16 protein-coding genes are annotated in these 15,537 nt (G+C 66.9%); 11 read left to right on the top strand and 5 right to left on the bottom strand.

All coding sequences use genetic code 11. From position 1 onward, the window contains the following. The first annotated feature begins 14 nt into the window (after positions 1 to 14). Positions 15 to 1,391, top strand: a complete 1,377-nt coding sequence (locus AC1VXD_RS03225; protein WP_482990800.1) for a TPM domain-containing protein — start codon at positions 15 to 17, stop codon at positions 1,389 to 1,391. Between the two features lie 77 nt (positions 1,392 to 1,468). Here the strand turns inward: AC1VXD_RS03225 and AC1VXD_RS03220 are convergent, their stop codons facing one another. The 3 genes from AC1VXD_RS03220 to AC1VXD_RS03210 all read right to left on the bottom strand — a co-directional run bounded on the left by AC1VXD_RS03220 (position 1,469) and on the right by AC1VXD_RS03210 (position 4,133). Continuing rightward, positions 1,469 to 2,137: a VOC family protein gene (locus AC1VXD_RS03220; protein WP_482990799.1), complete on the bottom strand. Its 669-nt coding sequence runs from the start codon at positions 2,135 to 2,137 to the stop codon at positions 1,469 to 1,471. 77 nt (positions 2,138 to 2,214) lie between these two features. Then, positions 2,215 to 3,285, bottom strand: a complete 1,071-nt coding sequence (locus AC1VXD_RS03215; RefSeq protein WP_482990848.1) for an alpha/beta hydrolase family protein — start codon at positions 3,283 to 3,285, stop codon at positions 2,215 to 2,217. Next, positions 3,282 to 4,133, bottom strand: a complete 852-nt coding sequence (locus tag AC1VXD_RS03210) for an AraC family transcriptional regulator (protein WP_482990798.1) — start codon at positions 4,131 to 4,133, stop codon at positions 3,282 to 3,284. Before AC1VXD_RS03210 ends, AC1VXD_RS03215 begins: the two co-directional genes overlap by 4 nt. Before the next feature lie 282 nt (positions 4,134 to 4,415). On the opposite strand from AC1VXD_RS03210, the gene AC1VXD_RS03205 reads away from it, so the two are divergent. The 7 genes from AC1VXD_RS03205 (at position 4,416) to AC1VXD_RS03175 (ending at position 9,440) form a co-directional block, all read left to right on the top strand. Next, the gene (locus AC1VXD_RS03205) at positions 4,416 to 4,676 is read left to right on the top strand and encodes a hypothetical protein (RefSeq protein ID WP_482990797.1); all 261 of its coding nucleotides are present in this window, start codon (positions 4,416 to 4,418) and stop codon (positions 4,674 to 4,676) included. Between the two features lie 62 nt (positions 4,677 to 4,738). Further along, the gene (locus AC1VXD_RS03200; RefSeq protein WP_482990796.1) at positions 4,739 to 5,935 is read left to right on the top strand and encodes an aminotransferase class V-fold PLP-dependent enzyme; all 1,197 of its coding nucleotides are present in this window, start codon (positions 4,739 to 4,741) and stop codon (positions 5,933 to 5,935) included. A gap of 287 nt (positions 5,936 to 6,222) precedes the next feature. Beyond that, positions 6,223 to 6,582: a DUF7668 domain-containing protein gene (locus tag AC1VXD_RS03195; RefSeq protein ID WP_482990795.1), complete on the top strand. Its 360-nt coding sequence runs from the start codon at positions 6,223 to 6,225 to the stop codon at positions 6,580 to 6,582. A gap of 9 nt (positions 6,583 to 6,591) precedes the next feature. Then, positions 6,592 to 6,918 (top strand): DUF2185 domain-containing protein, encoded by a 327-nt coding sequence (locus AC1VXD_RS03190; protein WP_482990794.1) that lies wholly within the window; start codon positions 6,592 to 6,594, stop codon positions 6,916 to 6,918. A gap of 323 nt (positions 6,919 to 7,241) precedes the next feature. Further along, entirely contained in the window at positions 7,242 to 7,682 is a 441-nt protein-coding gene (locus tag AC1VXD_RS03185) for a DUF2231 domain-containing protein (protein WP_482990793.1), read from the top strand. After that, entirely contained in the window at positions 7,675 to 8,985 is a 1,311-nt protein-coding gene (locus AC1VXD_RS03180; protein ID WP_482990792.1) for a PQQ-dependent sugar dehydrogenase, read from the top strand. The genes AC1VXD_RS03185 and AC1VXD_RS03180 overlap by 8 nt, the downstream gene beginning before the upstream one ends. Positions 8,986 to 9,032: 47 nt before the next feature. Continuing rightward, on the top strand, positions 9,033 to 9,440 hold the full coding sequence (locus AC1VXD_RS03175) for a hypothetical protein (RefSeq protein ID WP_482990791.1): 408 nt from the start codon (positions 9,033 to 9,035) through the stop codon (positions 9,438 to 9,440). A gap of 139 nt (positions 9,441 to 9,579) precedes the next feature. Here the strand turns inward: AC1VXD_RS03175 and AC1VXD_RS03170 are convergent, their stop codons facing one another. Then, complete coding sequence (locus AC1VXD_RS03170; protein WP_482990790.1) at positions 9,580 to 10,242, bottom strand: exopolysaccharide biosynthesis protein; 663 nt, start codon at positions 10,240 to 10,242, stop codon at positions 9,580 to 9,582. A gap of 168 nt (positions 10,243 to 10,410) precedes the next feature. Here AC1VXD_RS03170 and yidA point away from each other — a divergent pair, with 168 nt between their 5' ends. The 3 genes from yidA (at position 10,411) to AC1VXD_RS03155 (ending at position 14,527) form a co-directional block, all read left to right on the top strand. Further along, positions 10,411 to 11,244 (top strand): sugar-phosphatase, encoded by an 834-nt coding sequence (gene yidA / locus AC1VXD_RS03165; RefSeq protein WP_482990847.1) that lies wholly within the window; start codon positions 10,411 to 10,413, stop codon positions 11,242 to 11,244. A 334-nt stretch (positions 11,245 to 11,578) separates the two neighbouring features. Next, positions 11,579 to 13,885: a TonB-dependent receptor gene (locus AC1VXD_RS03160; protein ID WP_482990789.1), complete on the top strand. Its 2,307-nt coding sequence runs from the start codon at positions 11,579 to 11,581 to the stop codon at positions 13,883 to 13,885. Between the two features lie 258 nt (positions 13,886 to 14,143). After that, positions 14,144 to 14,527, top strand: a complete 384-nt coding sequence (locus AC1VXD_RS03155; RefSeq protein ID WP_482990788.1) for a hypothetical protein — start codon at positions 14,144 to 14,146, stop codon at positions 14,525 to 14,527. A 281-nt stretch (positions 14,528 to 14,808) separates the two neighbouring features. Here AC1VXD_RS03155 and AC1VXD_RS03150 read toward each other — a convergent pair whose 3' ends face one another. Beyond that, complete coding sequence (locus tag AC1VXD_RS03150) at positions 14,809 to 15,471, bottom strand: cold-shock protein (RefSeq protein WP_482990787.1); 663 nt, start codon at positions 15,469 to 15,471, stop codon at positions 14,809 to 14,811. Positions 15,472 to 15,537: the final 66 nt, after the last annotated feature.

Here is a 15,537-nt window from a genome sequence, read left to right as displayed (position 1 = left end):
CGATGGAGAAGGCGATGGCACGACCGCAACACATGCACCGGCATCTGCTGGCCTACCTGTGGTGCGCGATGCTTCTGTTGGCCGTGCCCCTGCTGGCCATCGCCCAGACCCAGATCCCCGTGCTGGATTCGCCGGTGGTCGATTCCACCGGCGTCCTTTCGGCCAGCACCACCGACCGCCTGCAGCAGCAGTCGCGCGCGCTGTTCGAGCGCAGCGGTGGCGCGCAGCTGCAGGTGCTGGTGGTGGGCAGCACCGGTGATGAAAGCATCGAAGCCTATGCCCATCGCGTGTACGACCAGTGGCAGCTGGGGCGCAAGGGCGTGGACGATGGCGTGCTGCTGCTGGTGGCGGTGCAGGACCGGAACGTGCGCATCCAGCCGGGTTATGGCCTGGAAGGCGCGATTCCCGATGCGTATGCCAAGCGCATCATCGAAGAGACGATCCTGCCACGCTTCCGCGACGGCGATATCGACCAGGGCGTGATCGACGGCAGCGCGCAGCTGGTCCAGCTCATCGATGGCGAGCCGCTGCCGCCGCCGCCCAGCAACCACCCCTTGGACATCGCCTGGGGCAACTTTGACACGGTGGTGTTCAGTACCGCGCTGCTGGCATTCTTCGCCGGCCTGTGGCGATCACCGCGGATGATGGACCCGCCTCCGCTGCGGCGGCCGGGTGGGCCGCGCAAGAAGCGCATGAAAGCCGCAGCAAAGGCTGCGGACGCAGCGGCGGGCGATGGCCCCAAGCCCCGCCGCTGGTGGCGCGCACCGCTGGAGTGGCTGGGCGTGATCATCGCGGGCACGCTGTTGACGGCAGTCATCCAGCCGCGCGCGGTGCTCGGCATGGGCATGCTGCTGACGTTCATCGTGCCCGTCGCCTGGGGCTGCGGGCGCAGTTGGCGGCGCAGCCGCGGCACCCGCGGCACGCTGTTCGCCATGCTGGCCATCAGCGCAGTGCTGGCGTTGACCCTGCAGCTCACGCGCGGCGTGTTCCCCGGCCTGGTCATCCACGTGGCGGCTTACGTCGCGCTGGGCGTGCTCGCGTTCCTGGTGACACTGCCGTGCCTGGTCGCGCGTGAGTGTTGGCGCCACAGTCGCGCTGATTTCGCCGTGCGTCTGCTGGTATTCGTCATCGTGGGCGGCTTCGCGGCGGTGTGGATCATCGACCAGGCACGCGACTCCGATGCCGGCACCGTGCTGTGGTCGGTGGCGGGGTTTGCAGCCTATGTGGGCTGGATCCTGCTGATGGCCAAGGGCGGCGGCGGTGGAGGTGGTGGTTCGGGCGGCAGCTCGCGCTCCTCTTCCTCCTCGTCGAGCTCTTCGTCGTCGTCGTCGTCCAGCTGGTCCGGCGGCGGTGGCAGCAGTGGCGGTGGGGGCGCGTCGGGCGGCTGGTAGGTGACAACCTTGGTTGACATATTTCTCCGTGCCGGGACAGCGTCCGCCGGGCATGGCCCGGCGCTACCGTGTGCCACCTACGCGACCACCCGCCAGCCCTGCGCGGCATCGGCCAGCTCGCCGCTGCCCTGCACATCACCCACGCGCAGCAGCAGGCCCCGCGCGTTGGGCAGGTCTTTCTTCTCGGGAAACCAGCGGCGATCCGCAGCCGCCACGATCAACAGACCTTCGTCATCACCCATCGGCGCGAACTGCGGCGACGGCGGGCTGAGCGGCTGCAATCCGAACCGCGCGCTGGCCTCGGAACGCACCGCGTCCACGTCCGCACTGGGCAGACCCACTTCACTCAGGCAGGTCAGCTCACTGCCATGGAACGCGCCACTATGCGTACCCGCGGGCAGGCGCCTGCGGCCGATCAGCTCGAGGATCAACCCATCGGGCCCGGTGAAATACACCGATTGCGACTGCCAGTTGCTCTCCAGCGCGAAGTAGTCGATGCCTTCGGGATTGCGTTGCAGCGGCAAACGTTCGCGCAGCCACGTCATGGCCTCGTTGAAGCGGTTGTCGGGCACGTTGAAGGCCAGGTGCACCCCGCCCAGCGGCTGTCCGTTCGCCGCTTGCAGTTCGATCGTGCTCCAGCCGATGTGCACGTGATTGCCGACCACGCGCAGCTGCAGCACGTCGTGGAACCAGGCGGCGACAGTGCCCACGTCGGACACCGGCAGGGTGAGGTGCAGCAGGCGCATGATGCGGTCTCCTTTGCGCGATGCCAGGATACTAACCCGCGCCGCCGGAAGGCTGCATATCCACGCATGGCGTGGATCTACTTCAGTGCATGTCTGAAGAACGCGATGACGCCCTCGGCTGCGCCGCGATGGGTGTGCGCACGCGGAACGCGGCTGCTGCACACCGGCCCGAGCTGCTGTTCGCCCAGCGCCGTGCACGAGGACAGGAAGTCGTAGTGGCCCACGCCGGGCAGGCGCTGCAGGGCCGCGCCGGGAATCAACGCCGCTGCCGCCTCGCCGTTGGTGGCCGGAGGAGCGATGTCATCCTCCTCGCCCAGTACGATGGCCACCGGCTGCTGCAGCGCCTGCAGTTGCTCGGGGGCAAAGGCCTGCACGATGGCCGGCGCCAGCAGGTAGACGGCGCGTATGCCTGGGATGGCGCGCGACTGGTCGGCATCCGTCAGGTACGGCTGCAGCTGCGCTGAGGCGAGGGCCTGCTGGCGCGCCTGCAGCGTATGCGCCGGCGCTTCCGGTTGCGGCCGGCACACGCCATCGGACGGATGCGCGTCGCAGAAATCGAGCAGCCGCTGCAGCTTGGGGCGGGCACCCGCCGCCACAAGCGCGGTGTAGCCCCCGGCCGAGAAGCCGACGACGCCCAGGCGCTGTGCGTCCACATGCGGCCCCAGGCGCGGATCGGCCTGCACGGCGGCAAGTGCGGCCTGCAGGTCCTGTGCGCGCAGCCAGGTCAGCGCGCTGCCGGCCAGCGTCATTTCATCGGCACCGTTGTTGCCGGGGTGGTCCACCGCAATCACCATGTAGCCTGCGCGTGCCAGTGCCGTGCCCAGCCATCCCATCATCCGCGCGCTGCCACCGTTGCCATGGGACAGCAGCAGCGTGGGCAGCCGATCACCCGCGATGGGCGCGTCGATGGCCGATCTGCCCACGTCAAACAACGGGGCATCCGGCGCGCCAATGGTCAGCGGCGTCTCGTTGCTGGATGCGGGTGCCGGGTACCACACCGTGAAGCGCAGCGTGTCACGCTGCTGCGCGTCACGCACCCCTGCACTGGCCAGCGCGGTCGTGCCGTGCTGTTCACCTGCCTTCCATTCCTGCGCCAGCACGGCCGGCGAAAACACGCTGCACAACAGCGCCAACAGCATTCCCTTCATCTGCATTGCCTGTGTCCTTTCAGGGGGGATCGTTCGGTGACCGGCAGCCAGATCTCCATGCCACCATGGCCGGTGTGCTCATCGAAGCGCGCGTCGTAGCGCTCCAGCTCGGGGGCGTTGGCCAGATCCAGCCCGGCCGAGGGCAGATAGGTGTCCAGCAGCCAGAACCACGTTGAGCGGATGGCTGAGATGTGCCCGCCGTGCCAAGCCACCAGGTAGCGCTGCGCCGGCACCCTCACGCGCTGCCAGCCCGCGGGTACGGACGGCAGCGTGCTGGCCGGAAGCGCGGCCACGTAGTCGAAGCCGCCGTCATCATCGTGGTTGCAGCACACGCCGAAACTGACCGGCACCGGCGATGGCCACGCGCGGTTCAGTCGCGCCCATTGGCTGGGGATGGCCCCGCTGCCCTCGCGTCCATGGCGTTGGCCGATGCCCGCCAGATCCAGCGCAGGCGCGTCCAGCAGGCGTGGTGCTTCGGTGCAGGGTGAGGGCGCATCGTCCAGCCGCAGGGCCTGTACCAGTGGCAGACCGTCCAGGCCGTTGTCGCGCACCCGCTCGGGGGTCTGCCCGAACTGCTCGCAGAATGCACGGGTGAATGCCGCATGGGTGGAATAGCCGGCTTCCAGGGCGACCGGCAGGATGTCCGCCGCGCCGGCGGCCAGTTGCTGGGCCGCGGCGGTCAGGCGCCGTCCGCGCAGGTAGCGCACGACCGAGGTGCCGGTGCGTGCCTGGAACAGGCGCGACAGATGGAAGGGAGAAACGCCGGCAGCCGCTGCGATATCAGCCAATGCCAGCGGCAGCGCGGCGTGCGTCTCGATGTACCACAGTGCCTGGCTTGCCGCGCTCATTGCGCCCCCCGGTTGCATGCCTGGGAGCGTAGCGGATCAACGCGGGCAGCGTTTAGCAGTTCTTGCGCCTTCTGGGGTTCCCTGGCTGGTCGGTTGAGAAGAAAATGAAGCCCTCGAAAACGCAGGGACGCACATCGTGAAGAAAATCTCTTCTTTCTGCAGGCACGCGGGCACGTCGGCATGACGGGAGTCTGGGGGGCCTGCATCGTATTGTCTGTGCTGCCACTGATCCTGCTGACGGTGCTGTGGCGCCGCGCTCGTCGCTGGCAAGCGAATCGCTGGATGTTCAGGGCCCTGTTTGCCCTGCAGCTGGCCCTGTTATCCCCTACGCTGTTGTTGGCGCAGCACGCGGCCCTGCCGGTGCCGTCCATCGCCGCGCTGACGGTGGTCCTGGTCAACCTGCCAGGGCAGGATCGCGTGTTCATTGACCTGTGGGCCTTCGGCAGCGATTACGCCGCGCTCCTGACGACCCCGTTCTTCCTTGTTCTGGCCATCGCACTGTTCCTGCCGTGGCCGAGACTTCCGCAGCGGCGCGGTGCTTGATCGGCTCCTTGCAGTGCGCGTCTTCACCGCGCACGGTCGTGCGGCCGCGCTACCCTGCGGCCATGGAAATTCCTGCAACGACCGTGGCGCCGGACGTGCTGGCCCGCGATGAAGGCTACTGGGCCGCCGTGGCCAGCCACTTCGACATCACCGATGAAGTGAACCATCTGGAAAACGGCTACTGGGGCGCGATGGGTCGCGAGACCTTGGCCAGCTACCAGCGGCACACCGCCGAGGTGAACCGCGGCAACGCCTGGTACGGGCGCCACACGTTCCCCGCCGAGTACATGGCCGTGCACCGCCAGGTGGCCGACATGCTGGGCGTGGGCGTCGACGAGATTGCCCTGACCCGCGGTGCCACCGAGGCGATGCTGGCCCTCATCGGCGGCTACAACCGCCTCTCGCCGGGCGACCAGGTGCTGTACGCCGACGTGGACTACGACAGCATGATCGGCGCCATGCACTGGCTGCAGCAGCGGCGCGGCGTGCAGGTGGAGCGCATCGCCTTGCCGGCCGTGCCCGATCGCGCGCAGATCCTGCAGGCCTACGATGCCGCCTTCGCGCGGCTGCCGAAGCTGAAGCTGGTGCTGCTGACCCAGGTCAGCCACCGCCACGGCCTGGTGCTGCCGGTGGCCGAGATTGCCGAACGCGCGCGTGCGCGCGGTATCGATGTGATCGTCGATGCCGCCCACGGCTTCGGCCAGATCGCCTTCGCGGTGCCGGACCTGAAGGCCGATTTCGTGGGCATCAACCTGCACAAGTGGATCGGCGCGCCGGTGGGCGTGGGCGCGATGTACGTGCGCAAGGGCCGCGTGGCCGACCTCGACCCGTACATGGGCGAGACCGATGATGGGCGCGTGGGCAGCCGCGTGCACACCGGCACGGTCAATTTCGCCGCGTACCTGGCGTTGCCCGAAGCCATTGCCCTGCACCAGCGCATCGGCTCGGCCAACAAGCAGGCACGCCTGCGTTACCTGCGCGAGCGTTGGACGGTGCCCGCGCGGCAGATGGCGCACCTGGAAGTGCTGTCCTCGTCGGACCCGGCCTTGGCCAGCGCACTGGCCAGCTTCCGCCTGCGCGGCCGCACCAGCGTTGCCGACAACATGGCCCTGCAGAAGCGCCTGCTGGATGAGCACCGCGTGTTCACCACGCATCGTGATGGCCTGGAATCGGGCGCCTGCGTGCGCGTGACCCCGTCGGTGTTCACCCGGCCGCAGCAGATGGACGCGCTGGTGGAAGCGCTGGCCGCGTTTGCCTGACGGTGGGTGCCGACCGTGGGTCGGCACATCCACGCATGGCGTGGATCTACTGGTAGATGCCACCTTGGTTGGCACATCCCTCCGGGCCATGAATCCCGACACCGTCCATCCAAGCCGGTGGGTGCCGACCGTTGGTCGGCACATCCCTCCGGGCCATGAATCCCGACACCGTCCATCCAAGCCGGTGGGTGCCGACCGTTGGTCGGCACATCCCTCCGGGCGCGGCACACCTCACCCATGCCATCATGCATGGGCCATGTCTCGCAGCCCTTGCACAAGGAAGACCGATGGTCAGGAAAGACCCGGACACCGAAACCCCTGTGGACGAAGCATTCCGTCCGACCCTGACGTGGATGGCCAACGAGATCGCCGCCGGCCGTTCGCCGCAGGCTGCGAACGTGCCCCCATGCAGCGCCGACACCTGGCGCATCATCACCGGCATCATCGAGGACTACGGCGAAACACTGGTGCCGCTCCCCGAGGCCGCCTGGAAAACTTCGGTCAGCCAGTGGTATGGCGAGCGCTGGAAGGTCCTGGTCGATCTGCATACGGCCGCGGAAGGGCGAAGTGATCTGGTGATGGATGTGGATATCGCCGAAACCGAAACCGGCTTCGAGTACAGTCTGCACCTGGTCTACGTTCCCTGAGGAGGCACGATGAAGCCGAAGCAATTCCATCTCACCGCCGAGCAGATCAAGCCGCTGCTGGAGGGCTATGGTGGATGCATCGCCACCGATCGCATCACCGTTGATGGCCAGCCCGTGGGTTACTGCTACCGCGAGGCGCCGGACAACGAGTTGGACAGTGGCTGGCGATTTCTTGCCGGTGACGAAACCGAAGACTACCTGGACGAGCCGGGAAACTCCGGCGTGTACGACGTGAACACCATCGCCAATTGCGATCATACCGTCCTGGCAGTGGTGGATGCGCCGGCGGGTACCGAGTTCGAACGCACTGAAGACGGCAAGTTGCTGCCCGTCTGATCGGTGATGGCACGTGTCGGGCGGCATCCATCCTGGTGGGTGCCGATCGTTGGTCGGCACATTCGTCCGGGCCATGGACCCCGGCATCATCCATCCACGCACGGCGTGGATCTACTTCAGATGCCAGCCTTGGTTGGCACCATCCATCCGCGGCATGGACCCCGGCATCGTCCATCCACGCATGGCGTGGATCTACGGTGGGGGCCGACTGTTGGTCGGCACATCCATCCAAGCCCGGCGACACCCCCCCGGCCATCATCGCGCGACCTCCCGGCCGGCTGTGCTACTACGGCCGTGTACCCCTTCCTCTCCGGAGCACGACCATGGTCAACCCCGTCGCCCAGGCCCATCGCGGCTTGGGCACCACACTTTTCAGCCTGCTGAATCCGATACCGTTCGGCTTCTTCGTTGCCGGCCTCATCTTCGACGTCCTCTACCTCAATACCGCCGAGGTGATGTGGGGCAAGTCCGCCGCCTGGCTGATCACCTTCGGCCTGCTCATCGCCATCGTCCCGCGGCTGATCAACCTGTTCGCGGTCTGGCGCCGCAACGGCACCGCCACCGGCACCGACCGCGTGGATTTCCTGCTCAACCTGGTCGCCATCGTGCTGGCCATCTGGAACGCCTTCGTGCACAGCCGCGATGCCTACGCGGTGGCCGTGCCGGGCACCATTCTTTCCGCATTGACCGTGGGCCTGATCGCCATCGGTTTCATCCTGTTGTCGCTGCAGACGCCGGTACTGCACGGAGGTCGTCATGGCTGATCGCATCCTGCCCACGCTGGGCATCCTCTCGCTGTCGGTGATGCTGGCCGCCTGCGCGGGCAAGGCCGAATACCATCCGGCCGACCAGTCCGGGGCGCAGCCGCCGCTGCCCAAGCCGGCCAACTTCCTCATGCCGCCCATGCAGGTGCCCAAGGGCGTGGGCTGGGCCGACGGCCAGGCGCCCACCGTGGCCGAAGGCCTGAAGATCGAGCGCATCGCCGCCAACCTGCAGCACCCGCGCCGCCTGCTCACCCTGCCCAACGGCGATGTGCTGGTGGTGGAAGGCAATGGCCCTGGCGAAGAGCCGGTCACCACGCCCAAGCAGTGGATCGCCGGCAAGGTGAAGGCACGCTCGGGCAAGGCCGGCAAGGGCGGCAACCGGGTCACCCTGCTGCGGCGCACGCCTGGCACCAATACCTGGACCCAGCACGTCTACATCGAAGGCCTGCATTCGCCGTTCGGCATCCAGCTCATCGGCGACACGCTGTACGTGGCCAACACCGGCAACATCATGCAGTACCACTATGTGCCCGGCGAAACCCGCATGACCGACAAGGGCCGCGAGTTCACCGACCTGCCCAGCACCATCAACCACCACTGGACCAAGGATCTGCGCGCGAGCGCCGATGGCAGCAAGCTGTACGTGGGCGTGGGCTCCAACAGCAATATCACCGAGAACGGCCTGGCCGTCGAATACCGCCGCGCGGTGGTGCTGGAAGTGGACGTGGCCACCCGTGGCAGCCGCATCTATGCATCGGGCATCCGCAACCCCACCGGCCTGGACCTGGAGCCGAGCACCGGCACGCTGTGGGCGGTGGCCAACGAGCGCGATGAAATCGGCGCCGATCTGGTGCCCGACTATCTGACTTCGGTGAAGGAAGACGGCTTCTACGGCTGGCCCTACAGCTACTACGGCCAGCACGTGGATGAGCGGGTGCAGCCGCAGCGGCCGGACCTGGTGGCCAAGGCCATCGTGCCGGACTACGCCATCGGCTCGCACGTGGCGCCGCTGGGCCTGATGTTCTACACCGCGCAGGCGCTGCCGGCGAAGTATCACGGCGGCGCGTTCATCGGCGAACACGGCAGCTGGGACCGTTCGCCGCTGAGCGGCTACGAAGTGGTCTACGTCGCGTTCAAGGACGGCAAGCCGACCGGCCGCCCGGAGCCAGTGGTCAGCGGCTTTACCTCCAAGGATGAAAAGACGCTGATGGGCGCCCCCGTGGGCATGGCGATGGACGCCGACGGCGCGCTGCTGGTAGCCGACGACGTGGGCGATGTGGTGTGGCGGGTGTCGGCGAAGTAGAGTCCGCCCATCACCAATGCTTGGCCATAGGCCGAGGAGCGACAGGGATGTCCAGGGCACTGCTGTGGTCCGCGCTGCTGTGCACGGGCCTTGTGGTTGCCAACCCGGTGTCCGCATCGGGTTGGCAGGGCAGCTACTCCAACGTCTGCGTGCACCCGCAATCGGGTGACCTGCTGGGCGCGGAGCTGTCCTTCATTGCCTACGGCGGCGGCACGGCCGTGCTCTGGCAGCCCTTCGAAGGCGAGGGGCTGCCACCACAGGTACTGATGCTGCGCGAGGAAGGCGGCACCACGGTTGCGGTCGAGGCTGCGGGGGCGCCGGCGCTGTTTTCGATCACCCGTGAGCGCACGCAGATTCGGGTGCGTTACCTGCAGGGGCAGGATGGGGAAGTGATCGTGCTGCGGCCCGGTGCCGCGCAGTGGATGGGCGCCCGCCCGCCGGTGTGCCGGGCTTGATTTTGTAGAGCCGAGCCCATGCTCGGCTGCTCTTCAAAGAACCAGCCGAGCATGGGCTCGGCTCTACAGAAGATCAGAACCAGCCGAGCATGGGCTCGGCTCTACGGAAGATCAGAACCAGCCGAGCATGGGCTCGGTTCTACACAGTCGCGGTGCTGCCACGCATCCCACTGAACACCGATTCCGCCGCAAACCCCACCCCACCCAGCAGCACGCCGAAGTACACCGCCGTGGCCACCACGAACGCATAACCCGCCGCCACCGCCGCACCATCGCGCTGGATGAACCCGATCGCGAACGACATCAGCGCCAGCGCGGGCAGGGTGTTGCTGAAGGGAATCGGCCCCGCCGGCGCCATCAACAACAGCGTGGCAAACACCAGCGCCAGGTTGTTCAGCCGCATCATCTTCTTCGAACGCACCATCACCGCCAGCCGCATCGGCTGCGACAGCCGCTCCATGCGGTGCACCCACTTCAACGCACGGCCCAGGTTGGCCTTCAGCTTCTCGGTCGCTACCTCGCGCTCGGCCAGGCGGCGCGGCACCCACAGCGGGCGGTCGCGCACGCGGCTCAGGCCGATCAGCAGGATGGACGCACCGAACACCGTGCTCAGCCCGGGTATCGACACCGGGATGAGGAAGATCGCCGAGAGCAGGATCACGATCAGCATCAGCCCCTCGTCGCCCAGCGCCTGCAGCAGCGTGCCCACGCGGATCTGCTCGCCGGGCAGGCCGTGGATCAGGTCTTCAATCTGCTCGGCCAGCGGTGCGGTGTCGGTGGCCTCGGGGGCGCGGTAGGTCATGCGTCTGGATCTCCAGGGTAGGGCGGTCATGGGGCCGTCCTGCGGTGGGGGGCGCACAGGCTTGCTGAGTATCCCTGCAGCCGTGCCCGGCGGTATGAACCGCGGATGAGGCGGGCAGGCGCGCGACTGGCCTAAAATAGCGGTCCCCACATGCACGGTTGGACGTTGATGGACATGGGCCGCAGGCAATCGACCATCGCACTGGTCGCCATCGATATGGATGGCACCCTGCTGGACCCCGCCCACACGCTCACCGAACGGGCCAAGGCGGCGATCGCGCAGGCGCGCGCGCTGGGCGTGCACATCGTGCTGACCAGCGGCCGCCCCGTGTCCGGCCTGGCGCCGTTCCTGGCCGAACTGGGCATCAATGGCAACGACGACTACTGCATCGCCTGCAACGGCGGCCTGGTGCGGAGCCTGGGCACCGGCGAGAACGTGGCCGAATTCCCGCTCAGCTTCGAAGACTTCCGCTACTGCGAACAGGTCGCGCGCGAGATCGGCGTGCACTTCCAGGCCCTCGATGGCCAGCGCCTGTACACGCCCAACCAGGACATCAGCCGTTACACCGTCATCGACTCGCACCTCTCGCACGTGCCGCTGTCGTACCGCCGCGTGGAGGACATGGACCCGTCGATGTCCTTCATCAAGTTGATGATGATCGACGAACCCGAGATGCTCGACGCCGCCATCGGCCGCTTGCCGGCCGAACTGACCGAGCGCTTCGCCGTGCTGAAGAGCGCGCCGTTCTTCCTGGAAGTGTTCGACCACCGCGCCGGCAAGGGGCCGAGCCTGCAGAAGCTGACCGAGCACCTGGGCATCGACCGCGCCAACGTCATGGCCATCGGTGACCAGGAAAACGACCTGACCATGCTGCAGTTCGCCGGCACCAGCGTAGCGATGGGCAATGCCATCGACGCAGTGAAGGCCGTGGCGCGCTTTGAAACGGCCACCAATTCCGAAGATGGCGTGGCCAAGGCCATCGAACGGTTCGTTTTGCAGTAACCCGCTGCACCGGTAGGTGCCAACCTTGGTTGGCAAACGCAGACCCGAGCGCCGACCAAGGTCGGCCGCTACCAACGCCGCACGATACCTGCGTATATCCGTGGTGTACCACGGTGCAATGGTGCGCGCGGCACGGCAGTGCAACACTGCCGCCCGTCGAAACCACCCCCTCGCATCACCCGGCAGTTGAACGTCTTCCACTGCCCCTGATCGGCGCGTACAGCGCCCCTCCCTCTTCAACGTAATTGCATCGCCAGCCACGGCCGCACCATCCGGTGCTGCAACGCGCTGGGCGTGCGCCTGCGTCCTCTTCCTCCTGCACCTGGATCTGGCCATGAACACTCCACCCACGACCCTGCTCGCCCTCGCACTCAGCGCCGCCCTCGCCGCACCGGCCTGCGCCGCCGAAGCCAACGACGCCCCCACCACCCTCAACGCCCTGCAGGTCATCGCCACGCCGCGCGGTGCCGCCGTTGCGCCCACGCAGGTGGTTGGCCCCAACCGCTACATCCTCAACGCCGCCGATCTCGATGGCATGGTCACCGGCAACAACGGGCTGGCCATGCTCAAGGCCGTGCCCGGTGCAAGCTACACCGCCACCGACGGCCTGGGCCTGGATATCTCCGCCACCAGCCTGTTCGTGCGCGGCTTCCGCATGAATGAAATGGGCATCACCTTCGAAGGCGTGCCGCTGAACGACAGTGGCTTTCTCTCGCTTACCGGCACCAGCGTGGTGAATGTGGGCGTGCCCGATGGCATCGGCGCGATCACCGTCAGCCCGGGCGGCGCGCCGGTCAGCGTGTTTTCCAGCAGCGCCAACGGCGGCAGCCTGGAATACCGCCTGCGTGATCTGCAGGACACGCCCAGCCTGCGCATCAAGCAAGGCGTGGGCAGCAACCGCACCCTGGTCACCACGGTGTCTGCGCAGAACGGCCAGCTGGGCGAGCACGGCCCGAAAGTGCTGGTCGACCTGCAGCGCATTTCGGCCGACAAGTACCAGGGGGCAGGCACGCAGGATTTCCTGCGTGGCAACCTGAAGGCCCAGCAGGATGTGGCCTGGGGTGATTTCATCGTGTTCCTGTCCGACGCCAAGGCCGAAGTCTGGGGCTACAACAACATCTCCTTCGACATGATCCGCAAGCTGGGCTGGAAGAGCGACAGCTTCTATCCCGATTATGCGTGGGCGTACTACGTGGCCTCGCCTGAGAATGCCGACAAATCCTGCGGCGCGTACACCTGCGGCGAGCTTTCCGAACTGATTCCGTACCAGACCGGCCAGATCACCCGCGATCGCGTGGCGTCCATCAACCACCGTTTCCAGATCACGCCCGCACTCAGCGGCAACGTGCAGCTGTACAACGCCAACAGCCACACCCAGGCCACGCTGACCGACCCCACGGTGCCGTCACCCAATGGCGCACCTTTTTCCGAACAGGTGCAGACCCCGCGAGTGAACCGCTTGGGCGGCATGGGCAACCTGCAGTTTGAAACCGGCGCACATACCTTCAGCGCAGGTGTCTGGCAGGAAAAGAGCAAGGCCGCCGCGCGCACCGACTGGTACCAGCAGCCGCTGCTGGGCGAGGGCAAGCCGCTGAAGGCCACCGGCCCGTTTGATACCCATGGCCCGGCGTTCATGACCGACAGCGCCTCGGCGTGGGTGACCCGCTCGCGCCAGCTCTACCTGCACGATGACATCGCCCTGAGCGACACGTTGAAGCTGGGCGTTGGCTTCAAGGCGGTGGATTTCCGTACCGATGGCGGCGGCCTCGGCGATGCGCCGGACCGCCCGGTGAACGGCGCGCTGCGTGCCAAGGACAACTTCCTGCCGCACGTCTCGCTGTTCTGGAGCCCGAGCGACTCCACCGATGCCTTCATCGACATCGCCAACACCATGAACGGCTACCGCGTGGCCCAGCGCGGCAACATCGGCTACACCGCCTCGGCGTGGACCATCAGCGAGCAGGACGAATTCGACCGCGTGGCCGGCACGTTGCGGCCGGAAAAAAACTGGAACTTCACCGTGGGCGCCACGCGCCGCTTCGACCGGTTCACCGTCACCGGCGATGTGTTCTACAACGATATCCGCAACCGTCTGCTGTCGGCTGCGGTGGGCACGCAGTTCGCGCAGATCAATACCGTGCGGCTGATGCCGAAGATGCACGTCATTGGCGGCGACTTGGGTATTACGGCCGACATTACCGATCGCGTGCAGTTCTACCAGGGCGTGGGCGTGGCCCGTTCGTACTACGGCAGTGATTTCGTGGTGGACGACACCGTGTACCCGGTCAATGGCAAGGCGCAGCCCGGTTACCCGCAGATTTCGCTGGTGAGCGATCTGTCCGCGCACTTCGGTGACTGGCGCTTTGGTGCCACCAGCACCTCGTACCTGCGCCAGCCGTTTACCTATGAGAACGACATCCGCGTGCCCACGTTCTGGCAGGTGAATACCTATGCCGCGTACACGCTGGGCGAGGGCAGTGTGCTGCCCGGGCTGGAACTGCGGCTGGATGTGAGCAACCTGTTCAACCGCAACAACGTGGGCACCGCCACGATTGCCGGCTCCGCGTTCCATGGCGATTACCAGACCCTGCAGCGCAGCGCCCCACGGCAGGTGATGTTCAGCACCGCACTGCAGTTCTAACGCGGCGGGATCTGACCCCATCACCGTGAAACCCGCAATCCGGTAGCGCCGGGCCATGCCCGGCGGAATGCTTCCGGCGCGCCGCATCACCCAGGCTTTGACCCCAGTAGAGCCACGCTATGCGTGGATGCTCTTCGCAACCGGGGTCAGAGCCCTTTGCTCCGCAAAGGGATCCGACCCCTCCCTCCACGTCGCATTCTGCACAACCCGCACTGATATTCCGGCACCCACGCAAGGTTCCCACAACGTTCCTCGGGCATGCTGTCCACCATGGCCCAGCCCGATTCCGTCTACCTGCCCACCCGCCCGCGTGCCCACGGACGCCCGCATCCGGTGCCCTACGCGGCGCCGACGGTCGATCTGACGGCCGAGTACCAGTTCTGGCAGGCCTACGAACGCCTCGTTCACCCACTCCCCGGCGGCGGTCTCCGCCTCGCCTGGCTGGTCTTCCAGAACGTCTACCGCGCCCGCGAACGCTTCCCCGATGACACCCACGAAGCCGCACTCGCGCGCGTCCTCTTCGGCAGCAACATGACCCCCGAGCGGGCCACCGAACTACAGGACCTCTACGGCCTCGTCAGCCGCCGCCTGGCAACCGTCGCTGGCAGGGGTCAGAACCCTTTCCGCAGGAAAGGGCTCTGACCCCAGCCCCAGGCGTATCGTAGAGACGCGGCCACCCGTCCGCGCCAGCGCAGTAAACGCCGATGCCTCTACCCCCAGGCCATTACCGCATCCTCGCCTACCGCGGGTTTCATGACCTGCCGCGTCTGATGTGGGTGGACGACGAGGCTTCACGCCCGTGGCTGCTCGATTGCCCCTTTGACGATGCGCTGGATGACTACCCCGCCGAGTATCGCGTGCACACCGTGGATATCGATGTGGAAGGCGCAGTGGAACCGTGGGAGAAGCATGCACTCGGGCTGCTACCCATGGTCGGTACCGTGCCAGTAGCTGCCCTCCACTTCGATGCCACCCACCGCACCTCCTTCCGAATCGCGTAGCACCCGACTCGTAGCGTCGAGCTCGCTCGGGAAAGGGCGCTGACCCCACCGCACCACCACCCCCTGCCAGAACAGCCGCGCGAGCTCGACCGGTGCGGGCCCCTGGCGGTCGCCCTCAAGCAAGCATCGCTGCCGACGCGGCACGCGCTCGACCACCCCCCGCCACCGCGCCTCCCACCACGACGGCTTGCCATGCATGCTCCCCACGGCTGCATTGCCCGGCTCAGGCACAAGCCACAGCCTCTGGGTGTCCAGCAACCACGCGACATCCGGCGCCCGCCGCAACCCATCGGCAGGCAACCGCACCAGCACCCGTGCAGGCGTGTTTTCCACCACCAACACCGGCACCCCCTTGCAACGGATCTCGAACGACCCCGTCCCATCCGTGCGCGGCACGAACCGCAGCCCTTGGTACCCCTTGGCCTCGGCAAAGACCATCGCATCGGTCTGCACCATCCGGTAGTGCATCACCGGCAGCTTGCGATAAGCCGAAACCACATCGCCTGCGGGCGCAGGCCAGTGCATCCATACCGCACCCGCAAACCCGACGCCCAGCAGCGCCAAAGCGAAACGCCACTGCTTCACTCACCACCTCCATCGATGCGACCCCATCACCGTCCAGGCTGGACCCGGTAGAGCCACGCCACGCGT

The sequence above is a fragment of the Stenotrophomonas sp. STEN054 genome (assembly GCF_056854535.1).
The sequence above is the reverse complement of the archived record's forward strand: the minus strand, read 5'-3'. Positions and strand labels throughout refer to the sequence as shown.